The organism is Micromonospora sp. DT68 (assembly GCF_049847245.1).
GTDB lineage: Bacteria > Actinomycetota > Actinomycetes > Mycobacteriales > Micromonosporaceae > Micromonospora > Micromonospora profundi.
Window position 1 is genome coordinate 42,307 of sequence record NZ_JBNCNZ010000014.1, and the last position, 17,794, is coordinate 60,100.

Annotated in this window: 16 protein-coding genes; 9 read left to right on the forward strand and 7 right to left on the reverse strand. The window is 72.5% G+C overall.

What is annotated here, in order from left to right; genetic code table 11:
- Window positions 1-86: 86 nt before the first annotated feature.
- The 3 genes from ACPXB1_RS22920 (at window position 87) to ACPXB1_RS22930 (ending at window position 4,131) form a co-directional block, all read left to right on the forward strand.
- Window positions 87-2,495, forward strand: a complete 2,409-nt coding sequence (locus ACPXB1_RS22920) for an immune inhibitor A domain-containing protein (protein ID WP_355627587.1) — start codon at window positions 87-89, stop codon at window positions 2,493-2,495.
- Window positions 2,496-2,627: 132 nt separating this feature from the next.
- Window positions 2,628-3,113 (forward strand): hypothetical protein, encoded by a 486-nt coding sequence (locus ACPXB1_RS22925; RefSeq protein WP_355627553.1) that lies wholly within the window; start codon window positions 2,628-2,630, stop codon window positions 3,111-3,113.
- Window positions 3,114-3,198: 85 nt separating this feature from the next.
- Window positions 3,199-4,131 carry an alpha/beta fold hydrolase gene (locus ACPXB1_RS22930; RefSeq protein ID WP_355588093.1) on the forward strand — a complete coding sequence of 311 codons (933 nt, stop codon included), beginning with the start codon at window positions 3,199-3,201 and terminating at the stop codon, window positions 4,129-4,131.
- Between the two features lie 4 nt (window positions 4,132-4,135).
- Here ACPXB1_RS22930 and ACPXB1_RS22935 read toward each other — a convergent pair whose 3' ends face one another.
- Entirely contained in the window at window positions 4,136-4,501 is a 366-nt protein-coding gene (locus tag ACPXB1_RS22935) for a hypothetical protein (protein ID WP_053652250.1), read from the reverse strand.
- The gene (locus tag ACPXB1_RS22940; protein WP_425735768.1) at window positions 4,498-7,707 is read right to left on the reverse strand and encodes an SseB family protein; all 3,210 of its coding nucleotides are present in this window, start codon (window positions 7,705-7,707) and stop codon (window positions 4,498-4,500) included. The genes ACPXB1_RS22935 and ACPXB1_RS22940 overlap by 4 nt, the downstream gene beginning before the upstream one ends.
- A gap of 152 nt (window positions 7,708-7,859) precedes the next feature.
- Between ACPXB1_RS22940 and mycP the strand changes: the two genes are divergently transcribed.
- Entirely contained in the window at window positions 7,860-9,080 is a 1,221-nt protein-coding gene (gene mycP / locus ACPXB1_RS22945; protein ID WP_355588089.1) for a type VII secretion-associated serine protease mycosin, read from the forward strand.
- A gap of 108 nt (window positions 9,081-9,188) precedes the next feature.
- Here the strand turns inward: mycP and ACPXB1_RS22950 are convergent, their stop codons facing one another.
- Entirely contained in the window at window positions 9,189-9,482 is a 294-nt protein-coding gene (locus tag ACPXB1_RS22950) for a WXG100 family type VII secretion target (protein WP_355588087.1), read from the reverse strand.
- A 21-nt stretch (window positions 9,483-9,503) separates the two neighbouring features.
- A complete protein-coding gene (locus ACPXB1_RS22955; RefSeq protein WP_355588085.1) occupies window positions 9,504-9,824 on the reverse strand; it encodes a WXG100 family type VII secretion target in 321 nt (106 codons plus the stop codon).
- Between the two features lie 610 nt (window positions 9,825-10,434).
- Between ACPXB1_RS22955 and eccE the strand changes: the two genes are divergently transcribed.
- The 4 genes from eccE to rarD all read left to right on the forward strand — a co-directional run bounded on the left by eccE (window position 10,435) and on the right by rarD (window position 14,151).
- Window positions 10,435-12,159, forward strand: a complete 1,725-nt coding sequence (gene eccE / locus ACPXB1_RS22960) for a type VII secretion protein EccE (RefSeq protein ID WP_425735789.1) — start codon at window positions 10,435-10,437, stop codon at window positions 12,157-12,159.
- Window positions 12,160-12,223: 64 nt separating this feature from the next.
- Window positions 12,224-12,610 (forward strand): phage holin family protein, encoded by a 387-nt coding sequence (locus tag ACPXB1_RS22965; protein WP_355588083.1) that lies wholly within the window; start codon window positions 12,224-12,226, stop codon window positions 12,608-12,610.
- Between the two features lie 120 nt (window positions 12,611-12,730).
- A complete protein-coding gene (locus ACPXB1_RS22970; protein ID WP_355627547.1) occupies window positions 12,731-13,228 on the forward strand; it encodes a GNAT family N-acetyltransferase in 498 nt (165 codons plus the stop codon).
- Window positions 13,225-14,151 carry an EamA family transporter RarD gene (rarD, locus tag ACPXB1_RS22975; RefSeq protein ID WP_355627545.1) on the forward strand — a complete coding sequence of 309 codons (927 nt, stop codon included), beginning with the start codon at window positions 13,225-13,227 and terminating at the stop codon, window positions 14,149-14,151. Before ACPXB1_RS22970 ends, rarD begins: the two co-directional genes overlap by 4 nt.
- A gap of 9 nt (window positions 14,152-14,160) precedes the next feature.
- Here the strand turns inward: rarD and ACPXB1_RS22980 are convergent, their stop codons facing one another.
- From ACPXB1_RS22980 to ACPXB1_RS22990, 3 genes are all read right to left on the reverse strand, one after another.
- Window positions 14,161-14,880, reverse strand: a complete 720-nt coding sequence (locus tag ACPXB1_RS22980; protein WP_355627542.1) for an anti-sigma factor family protein — start codon at window positions 14,878-14,880, stop codon at window positions 14,161-14,163.
- Window positions 14,877-15,371, reverse strand: a complete 495-nt coding sequence (locus tag ACPXB1_RS22985; RefSeq protein ID WP_053652241.1) for a sigma-70 family RNA polymerase sigma factor — start codon at window positions 15,369-15,371, stop codon at window positions 14,877-14,879. Before ACPXB1_RS22985 ends, ACPXB1_RS22980 begins: the two co-directional genes overlap by 4 nt.
- Before the next feature lie 286 nt (window positions 15,372-15,657).
- Window positions 15,658-16,440, reverse strand: coding sequence for an IclR family transcriptional regulator (locus ACPXB1_RS22990; protein WP_355627539.1), 783 nt, complete (start codon window positions 16,438-16,440; stop codon window positions 15,658-15,660).
- A gap of 152 nt (window positions 16,441-16,592) precedes the next feature.
- Between ACPXB1_RS22990 and ACPXB1_RS22995 the strand changes: the two genes are divergently transcribed.
- Window positions 16,593-17,786, forward strand: a complete 1,194-nt coding sequence (locus ACPXB1_RS22995) for an MFS transporter (RefSeq protein ID WP_355627536.1) — start codon at window positions 16,593-16,595, stop codon at window positions 17,784-17,786.
- Window positions 17,787-17,794: the final 8 nt, after the last annotated feature.

A 17,794-nucleotide genomic window follows, 5' to 3' on the forward strand; every position in this document is an offset into this window, starting at 1 on the left:
CCACTAGTGGGATCGATCTATCACCGGCCCGTACCCCCGTTGGGCCGGTTCCCTCACACCGGAGGTACCACGTGCGCAAAGTCGCAGTGGGTCTGCTCGGGCTCTCACTGACGGCGACAGGCCTGGCTTTCGGCCCGTCCGCCTCGGCGGCGCCTCAGCCCAAACTGCCGGCAGCAGCTCCGACCGCCGCCGAGCCGCAGCTCCTGAAGGACGAACTCCCTGACAAGCTCGAGGCCAAGCGCCGTGAGCTGCGTCAGCAGGGTCTCAGTGACGTGCTGAGCGGGCGCAGCAAGCCGATTCAGCGCAACGGCAGCACGGTCGTCAAGGTCGGTCAGGTCGGCAAGGCGGACACCAACGCCAACGCCCGGTCCGCGACCGCGCAGGCGACCGAGGACCAGTACGTCGAGCTCCAGCGCGAGCGGACCGACAAGATCTTCGTGATCCTGGCCGAGTTCGGCAACCAGCGGCACCCGTCCTACCCGGACAAGGACCTCAACCCGAACATCGCCGGCCCGGCGACCTTCGAGGGTCCTCTGCACAACCAGATCCCGCAGCCCAACCGGGCCGTGGACAACTCCACCGTCTGGCAGCCGGACTACAGCCCGGATCACTTCCGCCAGCTGTACTTCGGCACCAACCCCGGCGACGAGTCGCTGAAGCAGTACTACGAGGCCCAGTCCTCCGGCCGCTACACGGTCGAGGGCCAGGTCACCGACTGGGTCAAGGTTCCGTACAACGAGGCCCGCTACGGTCGTTCCGACGACCCGAAGGCCGACAACGACCCGACCGGCGACCCCGCTGTCTGCGGCGACAACGTCTGCTCGAACACGTGGGCGCTGATCCGCGACGCCGCCAACCAGTGGGTCGCCGACCAGAAGGCCAAGGGCCGGACGGACGCCCAGATCGCCGAGGAGATGCGGTCCTACGACCAGTGGGACCGGTTCGACTACGACGGTGACGGCGACTTCAACGAGTCGGACGGCTACATCGACCACTTCCAGATCGTCCACTCCGGCGGCGACCAGGCCGACGGTGACCCGCAGCAGGGTGAGGACGCCATCTGGAGCCACCGCTGGTCGGCGTTCAACAGCTCGCCGGTCGGCCCGCCGAACTTCCCGATCGGTGGTACCCAGATCGGCAACACCGGCGTCTGGATCCGCGACTACACGATCCAGCCGGAAAACGGTGGCCGCAGCGTCTTCTACCACGAGTACGGCCACGACCTGGGCCTGCCGGACGACTACGGACCGGCCGACAACAGCAACGAGCACTGGACCCTGATGGCCCAGAGCCGGCTCGGCGCCAAGAACGACGGCGGCATCGGCGAGCGCGGCGGCGACCTCGGTGCGTGGAACAAGCTCCAGCTCGGCTGGCTCGACTACGAGGTGGTCGTGGCGGGGCAGAAGCGCACGTTGGACCTCGGCCCGCAGGAATACAACTCCGCCAAGGCGCAGGCAGTGGTGGTGGTGTTGCCCAAGCGGGAATACACGTTCAACTACGGCGCACCGTTCGAGGGCTCCAAGCAGTACTTCTCCGGTAACGACGACAACCTCAACCAGACCATGACGAGGACGTTCGACCTCACCGGCAAGTCCTCGGCGGCGATGTCGCTCAAGGGCAAGTACGCCATCGAGGAGAACTACGACTACCTCTACTTCGAAGCGTCGACCGACGGCGGCCAGACCTGGGTCGACCTGGACGGCACGGTCAACGGTGAGCCGATCGGCGTGGACGGCGCGGGTCGCCCGGCCCTCGACGGCAGCAGCAACGGCGCGTGGGCGGACATCAACATCCCGCTGACGTCGCTCGCCGGCAAGGTGGCGCAGATCCGCCTGCACTACGTCACCGACGGCGGTGTCGCCGAGGGTGGCTTCTTCGGTGACGCGATCACCGTTACCGCGGACGGCGCGACGGTGTTCAGCGACGGTGCCGAGACCGCTGCCGCGGGCTGGGACCTGAAGGGTTGGGAGGCGGTCGGGGCCACCTACACCCGGCTGTTCGACAACTACTACATCGCTGGCAACCGGTCGTACGTCTCGTACGACAAGTACCTGAAGACCGGCCCGTACTTCTTCGGCTACGCGAACACCCGCCCGGACTGGGTGGACCACTACGCGTACCAGGAGGGCCTGCTCATCTCGTACTGGAACACCCGCTGGCCCGACAACAACACCGTCGCCCACCCGGGTGAGGGTCGGAACCTGTACATCGACGCGCACCCGCGCCCGATCTACAACCTGACCGGGGCTCCCTGGCGTGCTCGTATCCAGATGTACGACGCGCCGTTCAGCCTCAAGAAGGCCGACTCGTTCACGCTGCGCCTCAACAGCCAGCCGCAGTACATCCGTGGCCAGGACGCGGAGCCGCTGTTCGACGACACCAAGCAGTACTTCTACGAGGAGCTGCCGAACCACGGCGTCAAGCTTCCCGCAGCCGGTGTCAAGATCAAGGTTCAGGAGCAGGACGGCACTTCGATGAAGATCCGTATCTCCTAGTACCGCAGCAGCACGACGGCGGCGCCCGGGGTTCTCCCCGGGCGCCGCTGCCGTTTCCGACACCAGCGGGCCCACGCCGCCCGAGCTGGCCTCCCGCCGGAACCGCAGCGCCCTGACCTGCGTCGAAGAGACGTGCTGACAACCCCCCGCGCCCTGCTCCTGCTTCTCCCGCTGCTGACGATTATCGCGTGCGCCAGCCCCCGAGACGCCACCACACCCGCCGAGGGCGGCACCACCCCGCTCACGCCGACAATCACACCGACGCCGCCCCCGACCGACCCGTCCGCGTCGGGCGCGACCGCCCCTCCAGCACCGCCGTCGCCGTCCGTCACCGACCCTCCGCTGTCCTCCACCGTGCCGCCGACGATGCGCCCGCCCGCTGCCAAGCCGAGCCCGCCCAGCGACCTGCGGCAGACCGACCTGATCAGCGGCACCATCACCCAGGGCGGCACCGGCCCCTGCTACCGGCTCGTCAGCGAGGACGGCACCGAATACGCCCTGCACGGCCCGGACGCCGGCGAGCTACGGACCGGGAGCTTCGTCACGCTGCGGATCGGACCCGCGCGGGCACGGATCAGCTGCGGCCCAGGGCTGGCCAGAAGCATCATCTCCGAGTGAGCCACCGTACCGTCGCCGGTCGAACAGCGGACCACCCCGGACGGGCCCGGACCGTGCCCTGTGCCACGGGACCTAGGCTGAGCGCATGACCGACCAGCGCGGCGACGCCGTCGACGAATCCTGCGTCCTCACCGAGGGGCCGTGGACGCACCGCTTCGTCGGCGCCAACGGCAGCCGCTTCCACGTGGTCGAGGCCGGCACCGGGCCGATGGTGCTGTTCCTGCACGGCTTCCCCGAGCACTGGTGGGCCTGGCACCAGATGCTCCCGGCGGTCGCCGACGCCGGCTTCCGGGCGGTCGCCGTCGACCTGCGCGGCTACGGCGCCAGCGACAAACCACCCCGAGGGTACGACGGCTACACACTCGCCGCCGACGTCGCCGGACTGATCCGCGCGCTCGGCGAACGGTCCGCGACGGTGGTCGGCAGTGGCGTCGGCGGCATGGTCGCCTGGACGGTGGCCTCGTTCCACCCGTCCCTCGTCCGCAGACTCGTGGTGTTGGGGGCACCGCACCCGCTTCGGCTGCGCGCCGCCATCTTCGCCGACCCGCGCGGCCAGTTCGCCGCCTCCACCTCCGCGCTCAAGTTCCAACTCCCCCGCTACGAGCACGTGCTGACCCGCGACGGCGCGGCGGCAGTCGGGGAGATCCTGCGCCGCTGGGGCGGGCCGCGCTGGACCGTCAGCCAGGACTTCGAGGCGTACGCCGAGCGGTGCCGGGAGGCCATGCGCATTCCGCAGGCCGCCTTCTGCGCCATGGAGGGATACCGCTGGGCGTTCCGATCGGCGCTGCGGCTGCACGGCTACCGGTTCGTTCGCCTGATGCAGAAGCCCCTGGTCACACCCACCCTGCAACTGCACGGCGCGCGCGACGTCGCCGCCCTGCCGCGTACCGCCCTCGGTTCGGGCCGGTACGTCGTCGCACCCTACGAGTGGCGGCTACTGGACGAGGTGGGCCACTTTCCGCACCTGGAGGCCCCGGATCTGGTGCTCGGCGAGATCCTGCGCTGGGCCAAGTCCTGAACTGTCAGACCCGCTGCTCCCGCAGGTCGGTGACCTCGGCGGCCGGCGCCCAACCCTGGTAGACGCCGAAGTCGAAGACCTCCAACCGCATCGCCTCGGCCACCGGCCAACGCCCACCCGTGTACTCCACGCGAAGCCACGCGTCGTGCTCACCGAGCACGATGAACGGCTGCCCCTGCCACGTGCAGGTGGTCCGCACGTACGCCAGGTCCTCGATCTCACTCGCCGGCAGCACCCGCACGTACCGGCCGGGCCGGACCTCCTCGAAGCCCTCAGCCGGCTCCGGCTGGTACAGGCGGATGTCGTCGCCGTCCGGGCTTGCCTGATACTCCCGGCCCCGCCAGCGGGCCACGTAGCCGTCCCGCATCACGCCTCCCCGACCCGTCGCCACACCACGGCGTCCGTGTCGAGCACCGCGACCACCCGCTCGGTGCCGTCCCCACCGATCCGCCAGAGCTGCGCGCCGTGCGGAAGCCGCACGCTGTCCACCTTGAACTCCGCCACCACGTCACTGCTCTCGCCGGGGGCGAACCCGTTGCCGCGGAACGGCGGGCGTTCGATTACCCAGCCCTCCATGGCCCGCATCGCCGCCTCGTTCTGCCCGCCGTACGGGATCCGGTAGAGGCTGGGCCGGTGCGCCGGCCAGCGCAACACGTAGATCTCCTCGGCGTCCCGCACGAACGGCGATCCCGGGTAGCTGAGACCGAGCGCGTCGTGCAGCTCGGCAGGCGTGGTCAGGTGCGCCAACTCCCCCGCACGGTGCACGAAACCGGAGACCCTGTCGTACCCGCGCTCCAGGTAGTACGCGAGCTGGCTCGGCGCGATCGCCTTCTGCATCACCGTCGGACGGGTCGGGTCGACAGCAGCCGGGGCGTACCGAGGGCGGGCAGCGGGTTCCTCCACGGCCGCCGGCTCCTGCGGATCCACTTCGAGGTCGTCGCCGAGTCCCACCTCGGCGGCCCAGTTGGCCAGCGCGACGATCTGCTCGCCGGGCAGCTTGGCACCGACAGGCGTGCCCGGGTTGACGGCGAACGACCAGTCCTCGTCCGGCCAGCGCCGGATCAGCTGGGCGAACTTCACCCGGACCGTGTCGACATCGCCCTCGGTGTGGTCGGCGAGGCGCTCCGGCGACGTGTAGACCACTACGTACGTCTCGCCGTCGAGTTGCGCGGTGCGCCAGACGAAACCGGGGTCGCCGGGCCGGCTGCCGCGCGCCGAATCCGGTGCTGCCGGAAGCAGCACCCGGGCCAGCAGAAGGGTGGACAGGAACGTGTCAGTGCTGCCGGCACCGGCCGCGCTGAGCAGGTCCTCCTCGACGGTGTTTGCCGGCTCGAAGTCCACCGGCGCTGGCGCGTCGGCCGGTGGGCGCTGCCCGTCCGCGACCGGGGGCGCTGCGCTGTCGCGGGCGGTCGCGTCGACGCGTGCCGTCTCCACGCCGCTGTCCACCGGGTAGGGCGACGCACCAGCGTCCGCACCCACCGGGGAGGGAAAGCCATCGACTCCCGCAGCCATCGGGAGGGACGACCCGGCCGCGCCCGCATCCACCGGGGAAGGCGACCCATCGGCACCCGCAGCCACCGGGGAGGGCGATTCACCGTCCGCAGCCGCTGGGGAGGGTGATCCGTTGACGTTCGGAGCGATCGGGGGAAGCAGGCTCCCTACGTGCTCGCCTACCGGCGCCGCACGGTCGTCCCCGCCGAGCCGGTCCGCGCCGATCCAGTCCGAGTCGATCCGGCCCGCACCGCTCACGTCGACGGGCGACGCGCCGAAGCCCGCGCGTTCATCAACGACCGGGGTGCCGGCACGGTCGTCGGCGCGCGGGCCACCCGCGTCGGCATCCACCGGACGCTCGCCGACCACGTCGGGGCCGGCGTCTGCCGGCGCGGACATCCGGCGCGCGGCCGCAGGCTCGAAAAGGCTCGGCTCGGACGGCACAGGTCGGACCGGCGGAGCCGGGTCGGAAGCGGAAGCCCCGAACGGCGCCGCGTTGGGAGCAGTCGAACCGAACGGCGGCGCGTCGGAAGCGGACGTGCCGAACGGCGCCGGGTCGGGAGCAGGCGACCCGAACGGCGCCGGGTCGGGAGCAGGAGCGTCGGGGGCAGGCGCGTCGGGGGCAGGCGCGTCGGGCTTGTCGAACGGTGGCGGGGCGGTGGTCGGGCCGGGGCGGGGGGCTGCCTCGACCCGGGCGTCCGGTTCGGGCGTGTCGGTGAGGTCGCGGGCCTCGATGATGGTGCCCTCGATGACGATGGGCGTGAAGCCCCGCCGTGAACCGGGCGGCCCGGAGACCGGCTCCGCCACCGATGGCGGTACCTCCTCCGCGGGCTCGAACTGGCGCGGGTCGATCGGCCGGCCGCGCGGGATCGCCTGGGTCTCGTCCTCCGAGGGTCGCCCGGCCGGGTGCGGCGCAGGCGCGCCGGCGGCCGTACCGGGCACCCGGAAGGCACGGGTGGGCTCGTGAGCCAGCGGATCGGGGCGGCGGGGTGGCAGAGGCTGGGTGGCCTCCTCGCTCGCCGAGGGCGCGCGTACCCCTCTGGGTGCGCCCAGGTCGCCGGCCGGTGGCCCGGCGGTGGCCGGTGGCGGCATCGGGAAGGCCCGGGTGGGGCCGTCGTCGGCGGGGCGGCGGCGCGGGAAGGGCTGGCTGCCCCGGGCGAACCGGGATGGCGGCACCGCGCGGTCGCCGGGGCGGACGTCACCGGGGGTGGTGCCGGACGGACGGCTCCGACCCGATGTCGGTTCGAAGAAGGAGCGCCGACCGTCCGGGACACTGCCGTTGGCCGCAGCCGGGTCGTCGGTGTCGGCGGCCGGCCGGCTCGCGGGCGGCCAGCCCGCGCCGGCCGAGTCGGTCGGTACGGGAGCGGGTCGGTCGGGGGGAGCCAACGCCGCGTACCGGGATGCGCCGGCATCGGATCGCGCCGGCCGGGGCGGGCCGGTCGGGTGCCGCTGGCCGGCGGCGGGCATGTCGTCCACACCGGACCCTCGCGACAACCCGCCCGTCCCAGGTGTGGGGGTCGGCACCGTCGACCCACCTACCGGAGGGACGGCGGTCGTCGGCGAGGGACGCGCGGACGGGGTGGCCGCCGGTGCCGGCCCGGTGCCGGGTGCGGCATCCCGGCTGGTCGTACCGGCTCTGGACCGGGCCAGGGTCTCGGCGCGTTCCAGCCGTGCGCGGGCACCCATGGCCCGGCCGGGCAGCCGGACATCGCCACGCGAGAGCTGGGAGACGAACCAGGCCGGCAGGTAGCCCTCGACGGGCAACCCCGGGTTGACCGCGAGCCACCACTCATGGTTGGGCCAGCCCAGGGCGAGGTCGGCGAACGGGACGCGGCGGGTGCCGGCGGTGTGCTCGCCGAGGCAGGCGCGCAGCGCGGCGGAGGAGGTGAAGGCCAGTACGTGGGTCCGGCCGCCGGTGGTCCAGGTGCCCCAACCGGAGGGCGGCTGGCCGGGCGGCGTCGGCGCGGAGACCGGCAACAACAGATCGGTACGGGACAGGAGGCGGAAGTAGAGCTCCTGGTCATTGGCGCGCAGGGCTTCCCGCATCGCCACCTCGGCCTCCGTGGCCGGCTCCCATTCGGTCACGGCCACCTCCCCTTCCGAGAACAGGCCACAGGTATCGCGTACAACCTACAAGGTGGTATCAAGATCACAATGGCTGGCCGGCGGCGGCCCGCCGAGGTGTCGGCGAGGCGATAACATCCCGTTCCGGAGCCGACACGATACGGAGGCCGTCGATGTCGCTGTCGATCGCGCGCCCGGTCCTGGCCGGTCTGTCGGCAGCCCTGCTGACCGGCGCGGTCCTTCCGCCCGCGGCCGCTCACGCCGCACTCCGGGAGGCACCGGCCTGCGCGACCCCATTCGCGCCCGTCCGGCCGGTGGATGCCACACCCTGGCCACAGCAACGGTACGACCCCGCACGGCTCACCCCGCTGACGACCGGAGCCGGAGTGACCGTCGCGGTCGTCGACTCCGGGGTCGACCGGGTGCATCCTCAACTGGCCGGACGGGTGCGGGCGGGCACCGACCTGCTCGACCCGGGCGGGGACGGCGGGCGGGACTGCGCCGGCCACGGCACCGGCGTCGCGAGCATCATCGCGGCGACCCCCCGATCCGGCATCGCCTTCCACGGCCTCGCCCCGGGTGCCCGGATCCTGCCGGTACGGGTGAGTGAGCAGCAGGTGGTGCAGGGGCGGGAATCGGGACGTACGGTAAGCGCCGACGAGTTCGCCCGAGCGATCCGCTGGGCCGTCGACCACGACGCCGACGTGGTGAACCTCTCCGTCGTGCTGTACACCGACGACCCGCAGGTCCGCGCCGCGGTGCAGTACGCCCTTGACCGGGACGTGGTGCTTGTGGCCGCCGCCGGCAACCTGCACGACAGCGGGAACCCTCGCCCGTTCCCCGCCGCGTACGACGGTGTGCTCGGGGTGGGTGCGATCGCCGTGGACGGCGCACGGGCGGCCTTCTCCCAGATCGGCGCGTACGTCGACCTGGTGGCACCGGGCAGCGACGTGCTTGTGGCCGCACCCGGTCAGGGTCACCAGCGGGTCGAGGGCACCAGTTACGCGGTGCCGTTCGTGGCCGCCACCGCTGCGCTGCTGCGGTCGTACCGGCCCGAGTTGACCGCCGCTCAGGTGGCGCAGCGGATCGTCGCGACGGCCGACCCGGCGCCCGGCGCGGGCCACGGCGGCGGGTACGGCGCCGGTGTGCTGAACCCCTATCGAGCGGTCACCGAGACCGGCGGCGGCGCCACGGCCCCTCGGCCGGTTGCCGCGCTTGCCGACGACCGGGCCGACCCGGTGCTGCTCGCCCGCCAGGAACGCCGTGCCACGGCACGGGACCGGGCTCTGGCGGTCGGCGCGGTGATCGGCACTGTGGCGGTCGCCGTGGTGCTGCTCGCCCTGGTGCTGCCCCGAGGGGCACGTCGACGCTGGCGTCCGGCCGAGCCGACCTGACCCCGGCACCGCGCGCAGCCGGCGTGCCGCAACCCGGGCGGCTCATCATCAGGGAAGGCGGCCGGGAGCGCCGACGCGACGTCGGTCAGCGCTCCCGGCCCGCCGGTTTCACTGGAACAGCCCGGTGTTCTTCTTCTCGGTGTCCAGATAGTCGGCGGCGGAGTCGTCCACCGCCAACTTGATGGCGCGCAGCATCGCCTGGAGGTCCTGCGAGGCGGACTGCCACCGCTTCTGGCGTTGCTCGTACGCCTGTCGTGCCTCGCCCGCCCAGCCGGCCACCAGAGGGGCGGCGTCGCGTTCGAGTTGGCCGAGCTGCGAGTCGAGCGTGTTCAGCGCCTTTTGGATGTCAGCGCCGGCCTGTTGCAGCGCGGCGAAGTTGACGACCAGCACACCGTTGTCCATCGAAGCTCCCTTTCCAGCGGGTCAGAGCGGCAGCTGGATGCCGCCACGGTTGGTGCCGGACACCCGGCTGGCCGCCTCGTCGTCCGAGACGTCGTACTGCCGGCCGGCGGTGCGGATGGCACCGGCGGTTTCCCGCAGCGCCCGGTGCAGCGCCGCCTGGTCCTGCGACCACTGCTGCTTGACCTGCTCGAACGAGCGCCCTCCGGCGCCACGCCATGCCTGTTGCAACACCTCCAGCTCGGCCAGCAGGCCGGTAAGCATGGACTGCAACGACTGGTCCACCTGCTCGAACTTCGCAGCGGTCTGCTGCATCACCGCCGCTTCTGCCTGGGTTTGGGACACCCGGACGTCACCTCGTCTCCTCGGTCGTGTCTGGCCGTCGACGCGCTCGCCGTGGGGGCGCATCGCTCGCGTGGCCCGGTCGATGAGCACGGTGGACGCGGGTCAGCGATGAACTTCGTGGCTGACGGTAGCGGCACGGTAGCGGTTCTGCTACCCCGCTCCACTCCCCTGTGGACAACTACGAAGGCCATCGGTCACTTACGATGTGCAGCAGCCATGTCGCGGCGTGTGACGGGCCGCCGGAGCGGTCCCGCAGCGGACCGGCGGGCCCATTCGGCCGGCCGGGGCCTGCCGCCTCGACACGGTCCACACTGGTCGAGGAGGTGCCGTGCCGGCGATCACCACCGGAGGGCAGCAGCCAGCGGTCCCGGTCGGCTCCGACCCGGGCGCGGCCGGCACCTGGCCCGCTGGCCGGCCGACCGCACCCACCTGGAGCGACCCGTCCAGCGCCCCAGAAACAGGCACTGGCACCGGCAGGCCCGCGCCCACCGGGCACGGCACACGCGTCGGCACCAGGCCGGGCACGTCTGGCGGCGCCGACGAGCGCGACGCACTACGCAGGCGGTCTGTCGCCCGAAGGGCTCCGGTCGGAGGGCGACCGGGCAGCGGGTTGCGCGCCGGCCAACTGGTCACCGGGCAGGTCGCCGTCGCACTCGTCGTGGCCGCCCTGGACCGGGGGACGCCGCTCACGGTCGCGGCCCTGCTGGCGGCGGTGCTGCTCGTGGCAGTCGCCGCGGTCAGGGTCCGGGGCCGGTGGCTCTTCGAGTGGCTGGGCACAGCCTGTGGGCACCTGACCCGTCGCCGGGCGCTGGCCGGGCAGGCCGGCCCCACCGAGCTACTCGACCTGGTGGCGCCGGGTGCGGTGATCCGCTCGACGGAGCTGTCCGGTGGGCCGGCGGCGGTTCTGGAGGACACCGGCGGCCTGGTGGTGCTGCTGGAGCTCGGCGACCCGGGGGATCTGCTGGGGGACGCGTCCCGGGCGATCCCCGCACCGGCCGCGCTGCTGCCCACGCCGGGGCCGGACGTCCCGCCACTGCGGATCCAGCTGCTGCTCTCCGGCACACCGGCACCCGTGCCGGCGGCGGGCGGAACGGTCGGCACGTCGTACCGGCAGCTCACCGACGGTCGGCTCGCCGGGCGGGAGCGGGCGGTGCTGGCGGTCCGTGTGCTGCGGGTGGACGGCTGGTCGGAGGAGGATCTGCGCCGGGTGCTCGCCGGCACGGCGCGCCGGATCGTCCGTCGACTCGGGCCGCTGAACGCCCGGCCGCTCGGCGTACCCGCTGCGCTTCGCGTTCTCAGCGAGTTGGCCCATCTCGATGGCGGCCCGGTGCGGGAGTCCTGGCCGGTGCTGCGGTGCGGCACCCTGGTCCAGGCCACGTTCCGGCTGGTCCGTTGGCCGGAGGCCGGCGGTGCCGCCGCGCGGCCGCTGGTGCCCCGGCTCCTCGCGTTGCCGGCGACCGCGACCACTGTGTCACTGTGCGCCGGCCCGCCGCCGGCCGGCGGCACGGGCGAAACGCCGACCGAGCTGACGGTACGCCTCGCGGCGGGAACCCCTGCCGAGCTGACGGTGGCCGTCGAGGCGCTGGAGCGCCTGGTGACCGGCCTCGGTGGTGGGCTGCGGCGGCTCGACGGCGCGCACCTGGCCGGGCTGGCCGGCACGCTGCCGCTGGCGCTGGCCGCCCCCGGCGCGCAGCCGGGGCCCGCGCTCGACGACTGGGAGCTGACCCTGGGCGGGGCCGGAATGATGGTCGGCACGAACCGGCACGGCGGCGCGGTCACCGTGCGGCTGTTCCGCCCGGAGAGCACACGGGTGCTGTTGGTGGGTGGGGTGCGGGCCGCCCAGTTGGTGGCGCTGCGGGCGATGGCTCTTGGCGCGTTGGTAGTGGTGCAGACGGCGCGACCGCGCGCCTGGGAGCCGTTCGTCCGGGGGGTGGGTGCACCGGGCGGGACGATCCCGCTGATCCCGCCGGGTCGGCCGGTCGCCGACGGGGTGGGCACGGCGCTGCGGCCGTTGCTGCTTGTTGTCGACGCCGGGCCGGTGGCCGTCGAGAGCGAGCCGGGCCCTCGGTGGCGGGCCACCCTCGTGGTGCGCGACGAGCTGACCCCGGCGGATGTGGACGCGCTGAGCCGCGTCGACCTGGCGGTGCTTCAGCCGCTGCACGCGGCGGAGGCCGTGCTTGCCGGTGCGGCGTTGGGGCTGGGCGGCTCGGCTGACTGGCTCACCCGGATCCGGGACGACATGGTGGCGGTGGTGAACCGCCGTGCCCTGCGCTGGGCGCTGCTCTCCCCCACCCCTATCGAAGCCCAGCTGATCGGGCGGCCGGCGCGGAGGTGAGCCCGGCCTCGCATGGTCAACCGGCCGGTTACGTCGCTGGCTGGTCCGTGGCACGATCCCGGCCATGGGTTTTCTGAAGGGGTTGTTGATTCGGCTGGCCACGACGGCGCTGGCCTTCTGGTTGGCCACACTCGTCATTCCGGGCATCGACCTGGAATCGAGTTCCACTGTCGAGACGGTCACCACGCTGCTTCTGGTGGCGGCGATCTTCGGTGTGGTCAACGCGGTGCTCCAACCGATCATCAAGACCGTCGGCTGCGGCTTCTACCTGCTCACCCTTGGCCTCATCGCGCTTGTGGTGAACGGGTTGCTGTTCCTGCTCACCAGCTGGATCGCCGACCAGGCCGGGCTGCCGTTCTCGGTGGACGGCTTCTGGCCGGCCGCCGTGCTCGGTGCCCTGTTCGTGAGCATCGTGACCTGGATCCTGGGCGCCGTCCTCGACCGGGACTGACCGACGACCGACCATCACCCGACCTGCGCCGCCCGGCTCCGACGGAGCCGGGCGGTTTGCTGACCAGACTCCGGGAATTGGTCGGCGCGCGGGCTGGCCAGGTCGGTTAGCGTCGCCGACGTGTTCTCTTCGACCCGCAGCGACGGCCACCTGATCAGCACCGATCCCGCCCGGCTCGACCTGGATCTGGTCCATCACTGGCTGTCCACCGACGCGTACTGGGCGCTGGGGCGGGATCGGGACACTGTCGTCCGGGCGTTCGCGGGGTCGTTGCCGTTCGGTGTCTACCGGCCCGGGGACGGCCGTCAGGTAGCTGTGGCCAGGGTGGTGACCGACGGCGCCACCTTCGCCTGGCTCTGCGACGTGTACGTCGACCGCGCCGCCCGGGGTCTCGGGCTCGGCGGTTGGCTGGCCGAAACGGTCCGCGACCACCTGGCCGACCTGGGCGTACGCCGGATCCTGTTGTGCACCAACGACGCGCACGAGGTGTACGCGCGGGTGGGCTTCACGCCGCTGGACGCCCCGGAGCGGTGGATGAACCTCGACCGGAGGCCACCCGTGACCCCGCTCACCGGAAAGGAACAAAGCAGCAGCTCACCCCTTACGGTGGAGACGTGACGCCTCTCCGCCTGGGATACCTCTACGGCTTCGGCGCGTACCTGATGTGGGGGTTCTTTCCGCTCTACCTCAAGCTGCTGCAACCCGCCGGCCCGATGGAGATCCTCGCCCACCGGATCGTCTGGTCGGTGGTCTTCGTGGCCCTGCTGCTGGGTGCGCTGCGCAACGTCGGCTTCCTGCGGGCGCTGCTGGGCCGGCCGCGGGCGATGGCCGGGATCGTGGCCGCTGCCGCGTTGATCGCTGTCAACTGGGGCACCTACATCTACGGGGTCGATTCCGGTCGGGTGGTGGAGACCGCGCTCGGCTACTTCATCAACCCGCTCGTGGTGGTGCTGCTCGGGGTCACTGTGCTGCGGGAGCGGCTGCGCCCGATGCAGTGGGTGGCGTTGGGCATCAGTGGGTCGGCGGTCGCCGTGCTCACAGTGGACTACGGCCACCTGCCCTGGCTGTCCCTGACGCTGGCCTTCAGCTTCGCCGGCTACGGCCTGGTCAAGAAGCGGCTCGGGCTGCCGGCTGCCGAAGGGCTCTTCGTCGAGTCGGCGGTGCTGGCGCTGCCCGCGCTGGGCTACCTGGCCTGGCTGACCCGCAACGCAGAGCTGACCTTCGGGCACGTGTCGGCCGGGCACACCGCCCTGCTGGTGCTGGCGGGCGCGGCCACAGCGATCCCGCTGCTGCTCTTCGCTGGCGCCGCCAACCGGCTGCCGCTGACCGGCCTCGGCATGATCCAGTACGTGGCGCCGATCCTCCAGCTCGTCTGCGGCGTGCTGATCTTCAACGAACCGATGCCACCGGCCCGCCTCGCCGGGTTCGCGCTGGTCTGGGTCGCCCTCGTCGTCTTCACCGCCGACGCCGTCCGGCACGCCCGCCATAATCGGGCACGCACGCGTGCCGCCGCTGCCGAGGTGCCCGTCGTCGCCGCCTGACCTACCTGCTCAGGGGACCAGGTAGGTAAGCAGAGGTGTCCCGTCGGCCCGCTGTAGCTCGACGCTCACCAGCTCGGCGTCGGTGAACCGGGTCATGCCGGTGAACCGCAGGTCGTCGCCCGGAGCGGCGAGCCACGAGCCGATCTGCTCGCTGGCGCCGTTCGGGCCGCGCGCCACCAACCGGAACGGGTACGCCTTGCCGTAACTGGTCCGCGCGTCGTAGCCGCAGTGCATTGTCACGACGGTTCCCCACTTGGTGCCGCTGAGCCCGATCTCGGCGTGCACCGGCCCGGTGGACGCCACAGGCCGCATGGCGACCATCGACGCCTGCGGGCCGGGGCGGGTGGCCTGCGCGTCGGGGGTGCGGGGCGGGGCGGTCTGGCGGGGCAGCACGGCTGCCGTGCCGGCACCGACCACGACCGCCAGCGCGGCGGCGGCCAGCCCGGTCAGCGCGTACCGGCGGCGCGTCGCGGACCGCTCGCGGCGTCGACGGTTCCGTGCCTCCTCCAGCAACGTGGGCACCCGGGGCGGTGCCGGCGGCGGCAGGAACTGCTCCAGGCCCGCCGGGTCGAGCCGGCCGAGCAGCCCGGGCAACACAGCGATCTCGGCGACAGCGTCCCGGCAGGAGGCGCACCCTCCGAGGTGCCGCTCGTACGCCGCCCGCTCGGCGGGAGCCAGGGCGCCCAGCACGTACGCGCCGTCGTCGTGCGCGAACTCGCACCGTGTCATCCCGTCACCCCCATCTCGGCCAGGACCAACCGTAGTGAGCGCAGCGCGTAGTGGGTGCGCGATTTCACGGTGCCCGGCGGCACCCCCAAGCGGGACGCCGCCTCGGCCACCGACCGCCCCTGGTAGAAGCACTCGACGAGCACCTCACGGTGGGTCGGTGTGAGCCGGTTCAACGCCTCGGCGACCGTCCACGCCTCCACCGCGCGCTCGGCCTCGTCGACGGCGTCCGGCGGCTCGGGCAGCTCGTCGGTGAACACCTCACCGACCCGTGTGGACCGTCGCCGCCAGGCGTCGATGGCCAGGTTGCGGGCGGTAGTGAACAGCCAGGCGCGTACGGAGCCGCGTCGCGGATCGAGGGACTCGGGATGCCGCCAGGCTCGCAGCAGCGTCTCCTGCACCAGGTCCTCGGCCCGCTGCCGGTCGCCGTTGACGAGCCGCAGGGCGTGCGCGTACAGCGCTTCCGCGTGCTCGTCGTGCAGCGCCCGGAGCAGTTGGGCGTCGTGGTCGCTGATGGCGGTCTCCTCACTTCCGGCGCGGGGTCCGGCGGTGCGTCCGCTCGGGTATACGTGCCGTCACGCCGATCGGTTCAGCCCGAGGTCAGACGGCCCGTGCCGGAGAGGTGTTCATGTCCGGTTCATGCGTGGGCCGGCGACCGCTGACCAACAACGCCAACCGTGGCGTGGGCAGCAACCCGAGGGCGGACGAGGCCAACCCGCGCATTGCCCCCCGAAGGGCCCTCTGCCAGCCTGGCAGGGGGCCCTTCGGCCGTCGGTCGGGTCAGTGGTCGGCGGCGATGCCGTCGGCGACCGCGCGGGCCACAGTGAGCAGCTTGGCGCGTACGACCCGCGCGGAGGTCATCATCTCGCTCGCCGGGAGGGCGCAGGCGAGCACGACGCGGCGTTCCATGTCCTTGTCCGGCGCGACAAGCACCGCCGCGCAGGCCACACCCTGACGGAACTGCCCCAGCTCCAGCTGCATGCCGCGCCGGTCACCGGCTGCCAGGTCGGCCTCGAACGTCTCGGTGGTGGTGAGCGTGGCGTTTGTGAACGGGCGCATGCCGTACTCACGCAGGTAGCGGAACCGCTGCTCGGCGGTCAGTGTGGCGAGCAGGCACTTGCCGAGCGCTGTCGCGTGCGCCCCTTCGTCAAACCCGGGAACCAGATCCTCCAGGTAGGGCGAGCGGTGGCCCTCGGCCATGGCCGTGAGGGCGACCTGGCCGCCCACGAACCGGCCCAGGTAGTGGCTGTAGCCGGTTTCCACGGCAGCCCTCCGCAACGTCTCACCCACGGCGGGCGGGCCCCGGAACGCGGTCACCAGCTCCCGGTAACGGTCGGCGACCTCAAGCCCCACGATGTACGTTCCGTCCTCCCGACGGATCACGTAGCCCTCGTAGGCAAGGGTGCGGACCAGGTGGTAGGTCGTGGCCACTGTCAGCTCGCACCGTCGGGCGATCTGCTTGACAGTCAGGCCCTTCGGGGCGCGACCGACCGACTCCAGAACCCGCAGTGCGCGAGACACACTGCGGATCAGGTCCGAAGGTTCCGCCAAGGGGTCGCGCACAACCACCTCCGCCGCCGGGGACTTACACCATATGAAAAACAGAGCGGGTGCGAAATGCCTGTTCGGTCGAGGATGCCAGATCACCATCCACTGTTCGTGCGTCAACGGTCACCGAGAGTCGCCTGACATGACTCGCGTAGGTTAGCCGGACGATGACCAACACGCCTCTCACCTCTGCTCCGGACGCCTCCCGGACCCGCCCGATCCGGGCCAGCGCCGGTGCCGTCGCCACCACCGTGGCCTGCGTACTGCCTGTCTTCCTGCTCGGCGGCCTGGCCGTGCAGATGGCCGCCGACCTCGACTTCTCCCCGGCCGGCCTGGGCCTGGCGGTGGCCGTCTACTTCGGTGTCAGCGCGCTGGCCTCGGTCCCCTCCGGCCGCCTCGTCGAGCGGCACGGTCCGGCAGTGGTGGCCCGCTGCGGCATCGTGCTGGCCGCGGCGTCGATGCTGGCCATCGCGGCGCTCGCCAGGTCGTACCCGGTGCTGCTCGGGCTGTTGGCACTCAGCGCCGCCGCGAACGCCCTCGGCCAACTGTCGAGCAACGCAGCGCTGGCCGAGCACGTGCCACCGGGCCGGCAGGGGTTGTCGTTCGGTGTCAAGCAGGCGGCCATTCCGGTCTCCACCCTGCTTGCGGGGGCGGCGGTGCCAACCATCGCGCTCACCGCCGGCTGGCGCTGGGCGTTCGTGGCCGCCGCCGTCGCGGCTCTGACGACGCTGCCCGCCGTACCCCGGCAGGTGTCGGGTCGGGCTCGGCGGGCCGCCGCCGCCCGGGCCGGCGGCGCCACGGCGGCGCTCGTGGTGATCGGCGCGGCGGCGACGTTGGCGGCGGCGGCCGCCAACGGGCTCGGCACGTTCCTGGTGGACTCCGCCGCCGCCCGGGGCCTCTCACCGGGTCTCGCCGGCCTCACCCTCACCCTGGGCAGCGCGGTATGCGTGGCGGCCCGGGTGGGTGCCGGCTGGCTGGCCGACCGACGTGCCAGCGGTCACATCGCTGTCATCGCCGGGATGCTCGTGGTCGGGGCATGCGGAATCGGGCTGCTCGCGCTGGCCGGCACGGTGCCGCTCGTCGTGGGCGTGGTGCTCGGCTTCGGCCTGGGGTGGGCCTGGCCCGGCCTGATGAACTTCGCGGTGGTCCAGCTGCACCCGCAGGCACCGGCCGCCGCCACGTCGATCACCCAGACCGGGGTGTACGCGGGCGGCTGTCTCGGCCCACTGACCCTCGGTCCGTTGGCCGCGCACCTCGGCTACCCGACGATGTGGGCTACAGCGGCGGTGTCAATGCTGCTCGCCGCCGCCCTCATGCTCACCGGCAGCCGCCTGCTGCTCCGTCCAGGCCAGCCCACGTAGGGCCGGCG

Excerpts from the sequence above, each read along its gene's own strand:
- ACPXB1_RS22930 (WP_355588093.1), top strand. The coding sequence starts at position 3,199 with ATGACCGACCAGCGCGGCGACGCCGTCGACGAATCCTGCGTCCTCACC.
- mycP (WP_355588089.1), top strand. The coding sequence starts at position 7,860 with ATGTCGCTGTCGATCGCGCGCCCGGTCCTGGCCGGTCTGTCGGCAGCC.
- ACPXB1_RS22950 (WP_355588087.1), bottom strand. The coding sequence starts at position 9,482 with ATGGACAACGGTGTGCTGGTCGTCAACTTCGCCGCGCTGCAACAGGCC.
- ACPXB1_RS22965 (WP_355588083.1), top strand. The coding sequence starts at position 12,224 with ATGGGTTTTCTGAAGGGGTTGTTGATTCGGCTGGCCACGACGGCGCTG.
- ACPXB1_RS22980 (WP_355627542.1), bottom strand. The coding sequence starts at position 14,880 with ATGACACGGTGCGAGTTCGCGCACGACGACGGCGCGTACGTGCTGGGC.
- ACPXB1_RS22995 (WP_355627536.1), top strand. The coding sequence starts at position 16,593 with ATGACCAACACGCCTCTCACCTCTGCTCCGGACGCCTCCCGGACCCGC.